Here is a 14,147-nt window from a genome sequence, read left to right on the forward strand (position 1 = left end):
ACCTTGTGGATTCGGATGGATTTCCCCACCACGACCACGACCGTGGCCCAGCAAACCATAAAAGTTCAGGTGACGGCTCAGGCACCGTGACAATAAAATCCGCACATAAGTTGCCGATTTAACGATAAATTTGGCATGATATATGCGTGTATAACAGAATTATTGATTTAAAATCACTTGTTGCGAGGAAATCCTTTTTCCTGTTTGGACCTCGGCAAACGGGCAAAAGCTCTCTCCTTCGCCTTCTTTTCCCTGAGGCGACCTACATTGACCTATTGGAAGCCGACACTTTTCGGGAATTGACAGCGCGTCCCGAGTCTCTTCGACAATCGTTGTTGCCCGCCCATCAATCGTTGCTTATCGTAGACGAAATACAAAAACTTCCCATGTTGTTGGATGAAATTCAACTTTTGTTGGATCGGAATAAGTCACTACGGGCCATTTTAACAGGAAGCAGTGCGCGGAAGTTAAAGCGAGGGAACGCCAATCTTTTAGGGGGTCGGGCTTGGAGCTGTTCTCTCCACCCTTTGGTTTCCCCAGAAATCCCGGAGGGCTCCCTGGTCCAAAGGCTGAACCGGGGTGGACTGCCCGCGATTTATTCTTCTGAGGATTTTGCCGAGGAGCTCAAGGCGTATGTGGGGACTTATCTTAAAGAGGAGATTCAAGCGGAGGGATTAACACGTTCCATTGAAGGGTTTTCCCGTTTTTTAGAAGTGGCTGGTCTCTCCAGTGGGGAGCAATTAAATTATACCTCCGTGGCCAATGACGCCCAGGTTCCCGCGCGGACAGTTCGAGAGCATTACCGAATTTTAACGGATACGTTATTGGGGGACGAGCTCCCCGCCTACCAAAAAACCACCAAGCGAAAACCTGTATCCACAGCCAAGTTTTACCTTTTTGACCTGGGCGTGGCGAACGTTCTTAAAAAACAGTCTAACCTTCAGCCGGGGTCTCACGCTTTTGGCCACGGGTTGGAGCACCTCGTTTTTCTTGAACTGAGGGCCTTCTTGAATTACGAACGGAAGGAAGATTCCCTGACCTATTGGCGTTCACGTCAGTCCCACTATGAAGTCGATTTCCTGGTGGGGGATGATGTGGCCATTGAGGTCAAATCAAAAACCGCCGTTTCCCCCTCTGATTACAGTGGGCTTCTGGCGCTCAGTGAGGAGCGGTGTTTTAAAAAAAGAATAGTGGTGTGTCGGGAACCTCGCCCTCGCCATACCGATGAGGGTGTTGAAATTCTTCCCGTGGAGATCTTTTTAAAAAACCTTTGGGAAAAAACCATCTTCTGAAATCCCTGCCCTATCGCGCGTCAATTCCTTCCATTGGGATCTTTTCGACGAATTCCCATTTTATCCCCCGCTGATTTTTTAAGAAGAAATTTTTCTTAAGGCGATCATTTACGTCGGGAAATGATAAAATTTCAGACAAATATGAAACCCATCTATTTCGATAATAACGCGACTACCCCGGTGCGGGGGGAGGTCTTTGAGGCACTGGCGCCTTTTTTTCGGTCGGACGATGGATACGGCAATCCCTCGAGCCTTCATTCGTTAGGACAAGGGGCCCACGCGGTCATGGAATCAGCCCGGGAGAAAGTGGCGGCCCTTATTGGCGCGGCGGACCCCCAGGAGATCGTTTTTACTTCGGGGGGTACGGAATCGGACAATTTCGCTTTGATTGGGGCCGCCTTTGCCCATCGGGAGGAGGGGCGGCATCTGATCACCAGTTCCGTTGAACATCACGCTGTCCTCCATCCGTGTGATTATCTCGAAAAGGAACACGGTTTTGAAGTGACCCGGTTGCCCGTGGATTCGTTTGGCCGCGTGTCGCCCGATGACCTGCGCCGTGCCCTTCGGCCGGAAACCCTGCTGGTTTCCATTATGACCGCCAATAATGAAATCGGGACCCTTCAGCCTATTCGGGAATTGGGGGCCGTGTGTCGAGAGGCCGGGGTTTTGTTTCATACGGACGCGGTTCAATCCGTTGGAAAAGAGCCCCTGGACCTTAAAAATTGGCCGGTGGATTTGGCTTCCCTTTCAGGGCACAAATTGTACGGACCCAAGGGGATCGGCGCGTTGTATATTCGGCGCGGGGTGGAGCTTCACCCGATTTTACACGGTGGCGCCCACGAAAAGAAACGGCGGGCGGGGACGGAAAACGTGCCGGGCGCGGTGGGGTTTGGTGTGGCGTGTGAGCTGGCCTTTAAAGAGATCTCCACGGAGGGGCCACGGGTGCGGGCTCTTCGAGATCGGTTGGAGAAAGGGCTATTGGACCGGATCCCCTTTGTGTATTTAAACGGTCATCCCACGGAACGGTTGGGAAACACCACCAATCTGGCCTTTGATTCGGTGGAAGGGGAATCCTTGGTGTTGGCTTTGGATCAAGCGGGGTTTACCCTCAAAAACGACCATGTTCCGGGGTTGGAAGTGTCCACTGGGTCGGCGTGTGCGTCGGGAATGTTGGAACCCTCTCACGTGTTGAAAGCCATTGGGGTTCCCCCGGACCGGATTCACGGGAGCGTCCGGTTTTCTCTGGGACATTTCAATACGGAGGCCGATATCGATGTGGCTTTGGACGTGATTCCTAAAGCGGTGGATCGGTTGCGGACCCTGTCTCCCCTTTGGGAAGATCGAATGAAAGAAATAGCGGCGAAATAATGTATTCCCCTAAAGTCATGGACCATTTTCAAAACCCACGGAACGTGGGAGACATGCCGGACGCCGACGCGGTGGGCAAAGCCGGCAGTCCCACCTGCGGCGATATTTTGCGGTTGTATCTTAAATTCGAAAACGGGCGGGTTTCCCGGGCCACGTTTAAAACCTTTGGATGCGGGGCCGCCATTGCCACCTCCTCTATTTTGACGGAAATGGTGAAGGGAAAGACGGAGTCGGAATTAAAGGCCATCACCAATGTTCAGGTGGCCGAGGCCTTGGGCGGTTTGCCGCCCATTAAAATGCATTGTTCGGTGTTGGCGGAACAGGCCCTTAAATCCGCCTTGGACAGTCGATGAACATCTTGGTGGCCATGTCCGGTGGGGTGGACTCTTCCGTAGCGGCGGCGCTCCTGAAAGAGCAAGGCCACCGGGTGATCGGAGCCACGTTAAAACTTCTGCGTCAGGAAACCGGGTTTGGGTGTTGCGGCTCCACCCGTGACATCGATGACGCCCGCGCCGTGTGCGCGGGGTTGGGGGTTCCCCACTACGTTCTGGATTTCGCCAACACATTTCAGAAGAATATTTTGGATCCCTTCGTCGATTCTTATTTGTCTGGGGAAACGCCGAACCCCTGTATCGCGTGCAATCGGTTTGTTAAATTTGACGCGCTCTTGAAAAAGGCGGTGGCGTTAGGGGCCGATGCGGTGGCCACAGGCCATTACGCGCAAATCGAGGTGGGCGAATCGGGAGGGAAAGCGATGCGCTTTCTTTGTCGAGGCAAGGATCCCAATAAAGATCAATCCTACGTGCTCTACCATTTGGGTCAGGCGGAATTGGCCCAACTCCAATTTCCCATAGGCGGGATGACCAAACCCGAAGTTCGAGACGCGGCTCGCCGGTTTAATTTAAAGACCGCGGCGAAAGACGAGAGTATGGAAATCTGTTTTGTGCCTGGGGCGGACACGGCGGGTTTTGTGAAATTCCGAGCGGGGGAAACGCAACGGGCGGCCCCTTCCCTTTCACCGGGGCCCATCAAATCTGTGGAAGGTCGTGTGTTGGGGGAGCACCGGGGTGTGGCCTACTACACGCGGGGTCAACGAAGTGGGTTAGGGATATCTCTTGGTCGACCGGTCTATGTGGTGGATCTGGATCCCGTCACAAATACCATGATCGTGGGGGAAGACGACGATACGGCGGTGGGCGAAGTGGAGGTGAGGGAAGTCGTTTGGTCTTTGGGCGTTCCTCCTCCCGAGCCAGTTCATGTTTCGGTTCAGATTCGGTCCCGCCATGTGGCGGCGGAGGCTCTGGTGACGCCGATCCCATTGGGCGTGCTTGTTCGGTTCAATGAGCCGCAACGGGCGGTGGCGCCGGGGCAAGCGGCGGTGTTTTACGAAGGAGATCGTGTGATCGGTGGGGGAACGTTGTGTCGGGCGGTTTCAGGTCAACGGCACGTGGCGGGGAGTCAAGGTTGAACCATTCCTTTGATGTGGTGGTGGTGGGCGGTGGGGTGATTGGGTGTTCCACCGCTTTCCATTTGGCACGGAAAGGCGCGAAAGTGATGGTGGTGGATAAGCGTGCCATTGGCGGTCATGCCTTGTCTTTGACGGCGGGTATTTTGGCCGCCCAAATGGAAGCGGAGGCCCCCGACGCCTTTTTCGATCTGCGGCGGGCGAGCCGGGCCCTTTTCCCTTCTTTGGTGGACGAAATCATCGAAACCTCCGGCATGGACCCGGAGTTTGAAGTGAGCGGTGTTTGGCACGCGGCCGCTTCCGAGCAGGACAAAATAATCCTTTTGGAAAAAAAACGCTGGCAGGAGGAACGGGCTCTCTCCGTGGAATGGGTAGAGCCTGATGTCCTTAAGGGAGTTCACCCTGGGATCGGCGAAAATAGGGGGGCTCTGTTTTGCCCCTCCGATGCTCAAATTGAATCCGGACAATGGGTGCAGGCTCTGGCCGAGGCTTCCCGGCGGAAAGGGGTGCGGTTTCTGGATCACGTTCCCCCTCCTCTGGAATTGGTGCGTGATCGCCGGCGGGTGGCTGGGGTGCGAACCAAGGATGATTTGATCTCGTGCGATCAAGTGGTTTTGGCGGCGGGGGCCTGGACATCGTTTCTCTTGGACCAACTGCGGATTTCTCTTCCGCTGGAACCCGTGAAAGGAGAACTGATGGTTTTGGCGGGCGTTCCCCGGGCTTTTCGAGGCCCCGTGTATGCCACGTCGGGGTATGTGGTTCCCCACCCCGATGGGCGATTGGTGATCGGAGCCACGGAAGAACGGGTGGGTTTTAACGCTCAGCCGACCTTGGAGGCCCAGCGCAACTTGGCGGACTGGGCCGCGCTTTGGTGTCCGGGGTTGAGTGGGTTGCCTGTGGTGGAATTTCAAGCGGGATTGCGTCCGGGAACGGCGGATTCTTGGCCGATCATGGGCCGGTTGTGGGACTACGATAACCTTTTTATATCGGCCGGTCATTTCAAGTCGGGGATCTTACTTTCTCCTTTCGCGGGCCAATTTATGGCGGACGGAATTTTGGATGGACGTTGGGATCCCTTGGGAGCGCCTTTTTCTCCGGAACGGTTTCACGGCAAGGGGGGGAAATGATCTCTTTATTGGAATCTCTCCTGCGGGGAGCCGTTCAGGTTTTCTCGCGTCAGGAACTGGAGACAAAAGTTTCTCAAAACCGACCGCTCCGGGTGAAATACGGGGTGGACCCCACCGCGCCGGACCTCCACCTGGGACACACGGTTTCCTTAAACAGGCTTCGATCGTTTCAAGACGCCGGGCATACGGCGGTCCTCATTATCGGTGATTACACGGCGCGGATCGGTGATCCGTCCGGCCGTTCCGAAACACGTCCCCCCCTGACGGTTGAAGCGGTGGCGGCCAACGCCGAAACCTATTTGGCCCAGGTGTTCAAGGTGTTGGACAAAACGCGAACGGAGGTTCGCTGGAATTCAGAATGGTTAATGCCCCTTTTCGCCAACACCGACGCCGATCCCTCCCGACGAATTTTGAGCTTGATGGGGAAGCACACCCTCCAGCAACTGACCGAGCGGGATGATTTTCAAAAACGCTTAGCGTCCAACACGCCCATTTCGCTCCTGGAACTCCTTTACCCCCTGATGCAGGGATACGATTCCGTGGCGGTGAAGGCCGACGTGGAAATGGGGGGGACAGACCAGCTGTTCAATCTTCTAATGGGTCGAGAAATTCAGAAAGATTTCGGACAAACGTCCCAGGTGGTTCTGACACTCCCTCTTTTGGAAGGGACGGACGGAGTGCGAAAGATGTCCAAATCCTATGGGAACGCCATTACGTTAAGCGATGCGCCGGGGGACATGTTTGGAAAGGTCCTTTCTCTCTCGGACGACATGATGTGGAAATACTTTGAACTCCTCACGGATCAAGATGTTCCAGCGCTCCAAGCGGGTCATCCCATGGAGGCCAAAAAGAAATTGGGAGAGGTTTTGGTGGACCGATTTCACGGCCCGTCGGCCGGTGCGGCGGCCCGGGCGGAGTTTGAAAAGGTCTTTTCAAAACGGGAGGTGCCTCAAGATATTGTGGAGCATGTGCTCAGTCGATCGCCGCAACGTCTTTCGGAAATTCTGGTGGAATCGAAGGTGGCTCCCTCTAAAAACGAGGCCCGTCGCTTGATTCAACAGGGCGCCGTGGAATTGGCCGGGGAGCGTGTTCCCGATGACAGGGACATCACGGTCCATGGGCCGTTGCTTCTCAAAGTGGGCAAGCGTCAGTTTCGGCGATTGGTTTCGCCGGCCTCCTAAATTATTCTATGGGTTTTTCATCTCTCCCTGGCGGTTTGTTGAATTGGACACTTCGCGCCTTTAAACTGATTCGAATTACGGTTCGACATTGGCAGGAAGATCATTGTTCCCTGATCGCCGCCGGTTTGGCCTATTACACCATCATTTCGCTTATACCTCTCTTTATTCTTGCGCTCGCCATCAGCGGGAAGATATTAGGGCCCGCCGCCTCCATGAACCAATTGGCTCCCGTTTTGGAAGGCATGATGGGAGAACAAATCGCGCGGCCTTTAGAAATGCTGGTGGTGCAGGCCTCTCAGAAACAGTTGCGCGGGGCCACGGTGGCCAGTTTGGCGATTCTCTTGTGGGTAGCTTCCATTATGTTTAGTAATCTTCAGCGCGCGCTCAACATGGTTTGGGAATGTTCGCCGAAACAGGGCGTCGGGGGGGCCCTGGTGACCCGGTTAACCTCTTTTGGTATGGTCATGGGCGTTGGTTTTTTGGTGGTGTTCTTTGCGAGTTTGAACGCGGGCTTGGGTTTGGTGCGAAGTTTTTTGGATCCGTGGGCCCCGTTCCTTGAACAATTCCCTTTTTGGTGGGCCATGAACCTTGGCCTATTTCTGGCGGCGCTCATGCTTTTTTGGGGGATGGTTTATAAGTTTCTCCCCGCTCTAAAACTTCGATGGCGGGATGTGTGGGTGGGATCGTTCGTTACGTCAATCTTGGTGACGGTGGGTGTTTATGGGGTAGGTTTTTATTTCAGCGTGATTAAATTTTGGTCCATTTTTGGGGCGGCCACATCCCTGATGCTGGTGTTGATCTGGATTTATTTCACCGCACAAATCTTTCTGTTGGGCGCCGAATTTACGTGGGCGTGGGCCCATCGGAAAGAGCTGTTGGACGGATCCGTCGTTCCACCACGACCAGGAGACCGAGGGTCCACAGGACACCCCAGAGGGTAAGAAAAACGCTCGGGGGCGTGCCGTAAACCCCATGAAGCAGTATAAGAATTCCCTTCAGTGCTTGAAAAGAGAAGAGACCCATCCCCCCCACCAGCAACCGCAGGGCCCACCGATCCCGTCGGCGCCAATCCGCCTTTTTCCGGCCCAACAGAATTTCCATGGGCGATTTCATGAGGGATCCCTTTTACGGGACAAAAGCCCCCATCCCCACCGAACGCCGGCCCCGATGCCTCCCAGGAACGCTATGACCGCGAGAAAGCGGGAAACGAAGGTGAGGAGAAAGGCCCCAACAAACAAAACCACTGTCGTTCCCGCTGGGGTCTTGAGCCACGCGAGTTCTTTGGGGTAGCGGGCAGAAAGTGCCCGAAGAGAACGGAGGGCACGGGGGATGACGCGGAAAAAGAAGAACAGAAGGACGAAAATACCCAATCCTTTCAACCCTTTCACCAAGGCCGAATGGGCATGGGTCACGTGGAGATTGACCGGTTCATTTTCCTGCACCAAAACTTTGGAGAACCGATACACCTGGCCCGCGTTCGGCACCTGGATGCGGAGCGGGGCCCCATCGCCTATCCCTCCTGTGTTCTGAGGGCGGTTCACGTTACTGAAGAAATTGATTTCCCGTTCCACCTGTTGGGCGTAGGCCGTTTCGGTGATCCCTTGGGACTCGTCAAAATCGCTTTTCATGGAATACTGAGCGGATTGACGAGCCTTATGGATTCGGGCGTTTCGGGTGGCCGCGGATGCCACGGAGAAATTCTGGAATACTTCGTCCGAGGCCGTTTCCGAGAGCTGTTTCAGGACGCGCATTTTCCCTCGAACGATGGAAAGGAGCGGTTGAACGCCTTCCGCCTCTTTTTCTTTGTCCACCGAGCCACCGAAGTAAAGGACATTTCGGTTGGTGGGGAGGTAAACAGACCAGAGAAGTTGGCTGACTTTAAGATCAAGGTTGGGCACTTCCAGGTATTGGGTTCCGCCCAGGCCGGGGCGACCTAAATTGCGGTAATACATGACCTCCACTTCAAAGGGGGCTAGGGTTTGTCCCTCGATCCGGGATCGGTTGAGCGGGATCAGGGTGGCGCCGGCTTCGTTTTTGGAAGCGCGGGCCGATCGACCCTCCACGAAAACAGACCACACTTCCGCCCCGGTGGGAAGTTTGAGTTCAACGAACTGGCGGGCGGTGTTCCGAACCGTGAGCGTGAGGTGCGTCACACATTTTCCATCTTTTTGGACCAGGGTGACGGCGTTGGCGGAATCGATGAGGGTGGACACGACCGCCACCTCTTCGTGCCGTTGGATGTCTAGCCCTAGGTGGATGGGGGGGCGGATGTATTTGAAGGCTTCCAGGAATGTTTGGGTGGACAGGTTTTTCAGGGCGTCGGGAATTTCCCTCACGTCCAACCGGCTGAGCCCCGTCTTTTCCGACACCTTGACTTCCCCGTTTGTCCCTTTCTCAACCAGAAGATCGCCGCTTTCTCGGACCGCGCCCAACACTTGAAATCCGCCGAACATCACGGCGTCTTCTTTCTCTTTAAGCGAGTGTTCCGCCTTCAACAGGACATCAAACCGGCCTTTGCGGGCGTAAGCGAAGGGAATGAAGAGAGTGCGATCCCCTTCTCCCCGGAGTTTCCATTCGCCCACGGCTTCGCCGGTCACGTCCCATCGGGTGTACCCTTCAGGCACAATAAGGGACAAATTATTGATGGTGTTTTGCAGGACGTCCAGTTCGATTTTAGCGGTGACCCGCACCACGTCGTCTTGGACGGAAACCACGTGGTGAACCGTGGCGTAAATTTTGGCGGGCCCTTTGGTGCTTTCCGGCTCAACGGCGTTCCAGGAAATGTTAACGGATTTTGATTGAGGGAGGCTGGCCCGAACCCGGGTACCCCCTTCTCCGGGAGACGCCTGGACCTGGGAGGCCCCCTCCACACGGGCATCCAGGTTGGGGGCGGCCAAAAGGAGGTCGATTTGGGTGATGGGGGTCTCTGGGATATTGAAATTCAATCGGTAAGGTTCCTTGTCCAAGGAAGCGGGGAGGGAAAAGATGGCCGTGACTTGGTGGGCTCCTGGGGTGGGGGACGTGACCGAGGTCCAGCCGTTAACGTTTTCAATCAAAGCGGGTTTCCCATCCAGAAGGATATCTTCAAAAGCGATGTCCCCGGGGAAAAGGGGGATTCGGGTGGGGGTGAACACAGAACCCTCATTCATGGTTTGCAGTGAAATCGTGGCCGTGAGGAGCGCCCCTTTGCGCGTGACGCGCCCGGTGTAAAGGGCTTTGGTCAAGAAGGTTTTCGAAACTTCACCGGCGGGAAGTTTCATTCGGTCCAAGAGGGTTTTGAATTCTGTTCGGGAAAGGGAGACTTTCCCGTTTTGGAGTTGGAAAGGGGGCATTTCTTGGACCCCGGTCTGTTTCACGAGACGTTGGAATTCGTCCCAGGTTAAGTTCACGTTGTCTTGGTCCAGGCGAAGAAGTTTTTCGAAAGCCGTCCAGGGGAGGCTTAACTCTCCAGAGCCCTCATCGCTCGTGTGGGGGACCTCATCGGGCCAAGAAGGGAGGGCCAACCCGAGAAGGCCGACCAGTAAAAGGGGTTTAAAGATGTTCATGTTTTTTCTCCTTCGGACGGATCAAAGAGTGACAGCACCCATCGAACGAGTGCCCCTGAAAAAAAGACCAGGACGAACCAGAATAGTGGGCGGGGGCCGTAAGAAGCCCCAAGAAGTGCCACGAGGCAAAAGAAGAGCGTGCGGGAGGGTGTTAATTGCCCGCCGTATTTTTGAAGAAATTTTTGAAAGTGAGGGGTCGTCTCGTTCAAACGTTTCCGGATCGTTTTTCGGAAGAACCAGGTCCCAAGGGCGAGCAATCCCATGGGAACGAACCAGAGGAAAGATTTAACCCATTCCGCCACGTGATAGAGGGGCAAAGTCAGAAGTGCGTTGGGTTCGGGCAGTGTTTTTGAGTAGGTGACGGAGTTCCCGATGGAGGGAACCGCAACCCGAACGGGTAAGAGTCCCACGGTGGCCGATGTCCCTGCTCCGAGGCCTTCTTTGGTTTTCCGGGAGGGCTTGTCATGGGCCGAGGGGGGAGCCACTAATGTTTGGGCCACGGAAAATTCCACCTCTTGTTCAGAGGAAATGTCCATCATCCGATTCGTTCTTTCGGAGTCTGGCTCCACCTGATTTTCCGTTGGGACGGCTGAGGCGAACCGAACGGCGCGCCCCCCGATGAACCCTTTGGACATCTGTTTGAAAGGGGTGAAACCGGGGCGCTCTGGTTTTTCAAACTCGCGGCCGAAATAGATGAAATTTTGATCGGGAGGTGTAACGACCGACCATTGGAGGCGGCTCACGAGAACGTCGGGAATAGGGAGTTGAAGGTTTTCGCGCCCCCAAAAAGAGAGGCGCGGTCGTTCTTCGTAGTAGACGAGTTCCACCGGAAAGGCGTTGTTCGGGGCGCGCAGGGATCGGACCAGAGGAATCAATGTTTTATCTCCATCCCCTTGAACGGGTTTGACCGGTGCCCCTTCGACAAAAGCGCTCCAGAGTTGGGCCCCTTTGGGCAGGGAAACTTCTAAAAATTGTTTGGCGGAACTTCGCAGAGAGTAGGTGACCCGGTGAACGATTTTTCCATCGGGCCGAATGACGCTGGTTCCTTCGGCCCGGTCAATAACAGCGGGGATAAGATTGACGGATTCATGCCGCGCGAGCGTGAGGGCTAATGAAAAGGGGGTTCTGACATATTTGTAACCGAAAAGAAGCCGGGTGCTTTGCCCCGTCAGGGTGCTGGGAAGTTCTCGGAAGGGGTCTTTGGGGTCTAACCCTTCTGTCACGGGGGGAGGAAGTTCCGCGTCGCTGTTCAGCTCCACGCCCAAATGACCTCTCTGGCGAACGGCGCCCCGTACCGTGAGGCCGGTGAAGATTGTGGTGGTCTTTTCAACGGGAAGGACGCGTTCCAGAATAACGACAAAATCCATCCGCCCCTTGCGAGCGGCTTTAAAGGGAATGGAAAGGGTGCTTGGGGAACCTCCGTTTTCCTGCCAATCGCGAACGGCGTCGCCTTTTACATCAAGAACCGTGAATCCATCCGGAAGATCCAACGTGAGCGTGTTGATGGTGTTTTGTAAAACATCAAGGCCGATTTGGCTGACAACGCGCAGGGCGTCTTCTTGAACAGAGATGAGGTGATCCACGTCCGCATACACATGGGCGGGGCCCTTGGCGGTGTCGGGGGCCAGGGGGTTCCAGGTGGCGGTGACCTGGGTGGAAGGAGGCAAAAGAACACGGACCCGGGTGCCTTTCTCTACGGAGGAGAGTTCCCGATGGAGGGCGGCGGGGACCGCAATATCCAAATTTCGCTCAAAAATGTCAAAAGTCCATTCTGTGATGGGGGTTCGCGCGATGGGGATGGTGATCGACTGTGAGGCGTAGGACTCCGGAACAGGAACGGAAAAGTGAAGAGTCACTTTGTGGGACCCGGGTTCGGCGATGGTCAGGATGAGCCGTCCATTTTCAACTTCAGCTAAAGCGTGTCGGTCGTTTAGTTTGATTTCTTGGAAAGCCACGTTGGCCGGGAAGAGGTCGAACCGGATCGGGTGAGCGGGCCGCTGGGGGATTTCCAACCGAAGGGTAGCCGCGAAAAGAGCGCTGTCTCCATGGAGTTGCCCCTTATAAGAGGCCTTGGAAACAAAGGCTTCGGCGGCGGGGAGGGCGGGAGGGATCAGGCTTTGGACCAGTCGGGTGAATTCTTCCCGGGACAAAATCACATCCCCGCCGGACATGCTGAAATCAGGAACTTTCTTGGAACTGGTGAGGCGGAGAATAGTCCGGTATTCTTCCCAGGTCAGGCGTACGTCTTTCGCGTCGAGTTTGAGCACCCCCTGCAGGATCTCCCAAGGCAGGCGAAGTTTCGCGTTGGACGTTTTTTCTTCGGTCTGGGCAAAGGTTGAAAGACAGCTTAATACGAAAAGGAGGAGGGGAAATAGTTTTTTCATGTGGTTTTAATCCTAATGGAGAAACGGTGTCTGTGCAAGGGCATATATTTTTAGCTCCAAACTTACGACACCAGAAGGACAAAAAAGTTCTCGTGGATTCTAATTATTTTTCTATGAACCGAACGGGAGTGTTGGATTGGGGGATGACTTTGATGTGGTAGGGTTGGGTCATGACGGTTAAAAATCCTATGCCACCGGACGTATTGGGTTTCGTTTCTTGGTAAGTGATGATCCATTCGTTGTTTTCCTTATGCATACCAAGTATTCGGACACTGTAACCGCTGGATCCTCGGTCACCTAGGAAAATTCCAACAACCCTATAGTTATTGAAATTGATTTCAGGGGTGGGGGCAGGTGTTCCCATGGGGGACTGGTGTTCGGCCCATAGTTCGGCCCAAGATTTGGCGTCCCTAACGACGACTTCGCGGGGAATGGTGATGCCGCTGTATTCTCCTGCCCACTCTTGAGCGGACGTCTCGAGCGGTGAACCGTCTTTTAGGGAGAGCGCCTGTTTGTTTTTGAGAGAAAGATCACTCGGCTTTCCTCTGGCGATCCCAAGATCGACGTCTTTTTTTGAAGAGGGGGCGGGCGCCATGGACGCTGGTTGAGGCGTTTGGAGAGTCTCTCTGGTGTTAAGTCCCTTTCTAGCCATGTCCTTTTCCAATACCAAGTCTTCCGCCTCTTGCAGGGGTAATAGTGAAGCATCTTGTCCGCGAAAAGTAGATTTGTCCCATGCTGTTTTTCTTTCCAGGAGTTTTTCTTTCGGTGAATGGACATCCTTGGAAAGAATTTGATTGGACACAAGGGATTCCCTTTGGGCCATTTCCTGAAAATCCATGGTGCTCTGCAGCATGGCGGTGGCGGGAACCTGTTTTTCTTCCTTTTCTAAGGACAACGTGGGCTTTGAATCGTGGACGACATAAACCATAAGGAGGGCGGCCGCTGCCGCCCCGAGGAAAGAGAATGTCCATGTTCCCCATGGGCGCGGGCGATGTTTCACTTTTTTCAGGACGTTGGTAAAAAACTGTTCAGGTGGTTCGGGGAGGGGGCCCGATCGCAGGAGGCTTTTCAGTTGTTTGAGGTCGGCCAGCTCCTTTTGGAGTTTGGGTAACCCAGCGAGGGCACGCACAATAGAGGCCCTTTCCCCTGGAGCAAGGGCGTCATCGAGAAAGGCGGAGAGCTGTTCGTCTGTGATGTGGTTCATAGGTCCCTCAATAAGGGTGCCAACTGTTCCTTTAACGTCGCACGGGCTCGGGCGATCCGGGATTTTACCGTTCCTAGGGGGAGGCCCAAGAGATCGGCGATTTCCTCGTAGGTTTTGTCTTCCATTTCCCGAAGCGTGAGGGCCGCCCTCTCATGGGGATCCAGCCCGGCCATGGCTTCCCGGACGTGCCGATGGCGTTCCGCCAATTCGGCAGGGGCGTCTGTCCGGTCTTTGGGGTCGGCGATTTCCATGGGACGGGGATCGTCATCGTCCTTATTCCCGCCAAAGAGTGAGATATGTTTCCAAAAAGAGCGGCGTTTTTCATAACGCACACGGTTCTTCCATAGATTGACACAAATTCGATAGACCCAGGATCCGAAATCCGCTTCCCCGCGGAACTGGCCAAGGCGCCGGTAAGCTGTCAGAAACGTTTCCTGGGCGAGGTCTTCCCCATCGGACCTGTTCCCGCAGAGCCGAACCGATAGGGCGTAAATACGCGCGCCGTGTTGACGAAAGAGGGGTTCGAAGTCCCTTCCTTCAAGTTTAGACCCTGCTGAGCTTGAAAAGTTCCCTGATTCCAC

11 protein-coding genes are annotated in these 14,147 nt (G+C 54.8%); 7 read left to right on the forward strand and 4 right to left on the reverse strand.

The annotated features are described in order from the left end of the window. Window positions 1-146: 146 nt before the first annotated feature. The 7 genes from JNK54_09535 to JNK54_09565 all read left to right on the forward strand — a co-directional run bounded on the left by JNK54_09535 (window position 147) and on the right by JNK54_09565 (window position 7,374). The gene (locus JNK54_09535) at window positions 147-1,292 is read left to right on the forward strand and encodes an ATP-binding protein (GenBank protein MBL8024502.1); all 1,146 of its coding nucleotides are present in this window, start codon (window positions 147-149) and stop codon (window positions 1,290-1,292) included. Between the two features lie 141 nt (window positions 1,293-1,433). Further along, the gene (gene nifS / locus JNK54_09540) at window positions 1,434-2,660 is read left to right on the forward strand and encodes a cysteine desulfurase NifS (GenBank protein ID MBL8024503.1); all 1,227 of its coding nucleotides are present in this window, start codon (window positions 1,434-1,436) and stop codon (window positions 2,658-2,660) included. Then, the gene (locus JNK54_09545; protein ID MBL8024504.1) at window positions 2,660-3,013 is read left to right on the forward strand and encodes an iron-sulfur cluster assembly scaffold protein; all 354 of its coding nucleotides are present in this window, start codon (window positions 2,660-2,662) and stop codon (window positions 3,011-3,013) included. Before nifS ends, JNK54_09545 begins: the two co-directional genes overlap by 1 nt. Beyond that, a complete protein-coding gene (gene mnmA / locus JNK54_09550) occupies window positions 3,010-4,128 on the forward strand; it encodes a tRNA 2-thiouridine(34) synthase MnmA (GenBank protein MBL8024505.1) in 1,119 nt (372 codons plus the stop codon). The genes JNK54_09545 and mnmA overlap by 4 nt, the downstream gene beginning before the upstream one ends. Beyond that, complete coding sequence (gene thiO / locus JNK54_09555) at window positions 4,125-5,252, forward strand: glycine oxidase ThiO (GenBank protein ID MBL8024506.1); 1,128 nt, start codon at window positions 4,125-4,127, stop codon at window positions 5,250-5,252. Before mnmA ends, thiO begins: the two co-directional genes overlap by 4 nt. Then, the gene (locus JNK54_09560; protein ID MBL8024507.1) at window positions 5,249-6,433 is read left to right on the forward strand and encodes a tyrosine--tRNA ligase; all 1,185 of its coding nucleotides are present in this window, start codon (window positions 5,249-5,251) and stop codon (window positions 6,431-6,433) included. Before thiO ends, JNK54_09560 begins: the two co-directional genes overlap by 4 nt. An 8-nt stretch (window positions 6,434-6,441) precedes the next feature. After that, a complete protein-coding gene (locus JNK54_09565) occupies window positions 6,442-7,374 on the forward strand; it encodes a YihY/virulence factor BrkB family protein (protein MBL8024508.1) in 933 nt (310 codons plus the stop codon). A 168-nt stretch (window positions 7,375-7,542) separates the two neighbouring features. Here the strand turns inward: JNK54_09565 and JNK54_09570 are convergent, their stop codons facing one another. The 4 genes from JNK54_09570 to JNK54_09585 form a co-directional block, all read right to left on the reverse strand. Further along, complete coding sequence (locus tag JNK54_09570) at window positions 7,543-9,978, reverse strand: hypothetical protein (protein ID MBL8024509.1); 2,436 nt, start codon at window positions 9,976-9,978, stop codon at window positions 7,543-7,545. Then, window positions 9,975-12,362, reverse strand: a complete 2,388-nt coding sequence (locus JNK54_09575; GenBank protein MBL8024510.1) for a hypothetical protein — start codon at window positions 12,360-12,362, stop codon at window positions 9,975-9,977. Before JNK54_09575 ends, JNK54_09570 begins: the two co-directional genes overlap by 4 nt. Window positions 12,363-12,465: 103 nt before the next feature. Beyond that, window positions 12,466-13,566: a protease complex subunit PrcB family protein gene (locus tag JNK54_09580; protein MBL8024511.1), complete on the reverse strand. Its 1,101-nt coding sequence runs from the start codon at window positions 13,564-13,566 to the stop codon at window positions 12,466-12,468. Further along, entirely contained in the window at window positions 13,563-14,147 is a 585-nt protein-coding gene (locus JNK54_09585; GenBank protein ID MBL8024512.1) for a sigma-70 family RNA polymerase sigma factor, read from the reverse strand. The genes JNK54_09580 and JNK54_09585 overlap by 4 nt, the downstream gene beginning before the upstream one ends.

This window comes from Elusimicrobiota bacterium (assembly GCA_016788905.1).
Lineage (GTDB): Bacteria > Elusimicrobiota > Elusimicrobia > FEN-1173 > FEN-1173 > JADKHR01.

Coding starts and splice junctions, on each gene's coding strand:
- nifS (MBL8024503.1), top strand. CDS start 1,434: ATGAAACCCATCTATTTCGATAATAACGCGACTACCCCGGTGCGGGGG.
- JNK54_09545 (MBL8024504.1), top strand. CDS start 2,660: ATGTATTCCCCTAAAGTCATGGACCATTTTCAAAACCCACGGAACGTG.
- mnmA (MBL8024505.1), top strand. CDS start 3,010: ATGAACATCTTGGTGGCCATGTCCGGTGGGGTGGACTCTTCCGTAGCG.
- JNK54_09560 (MBL8024507.1), top strand. CDS start 5,249: ATGATCTCTTTATTGGAATCTCTCCTGCGGGGAGCCGTTCAGGTTTTC.
- JNK54_09565 (MBL8024508.1), top strand. CDS start 6,442: ATGGGTTTTTCATCTCTCCCTGGCGGTTTGTTGAATTGGACACTTCGC.
- JNK54_09570 (MBL8024509.1), bottom strand. CDS start 9,978: ATGAACATCTTTAAACCCCTTTTACTGGTCGGCCTTCTCGGGTTGGCC.
- JNK54_09575 (MBL8024510.1), bottom strand. CDS start 12,362: ATGAAAAAACTATTTCCCCTCCTCCTTTTCGTATTAAGCTGTCTTTCA.
- JNK54_09580 (MBL8024511.1), bottom strand. CDS start 13,566: ATGAACCACATCACAGACGAACAGCTCTCCGCCTTTCTCGATGACGCC.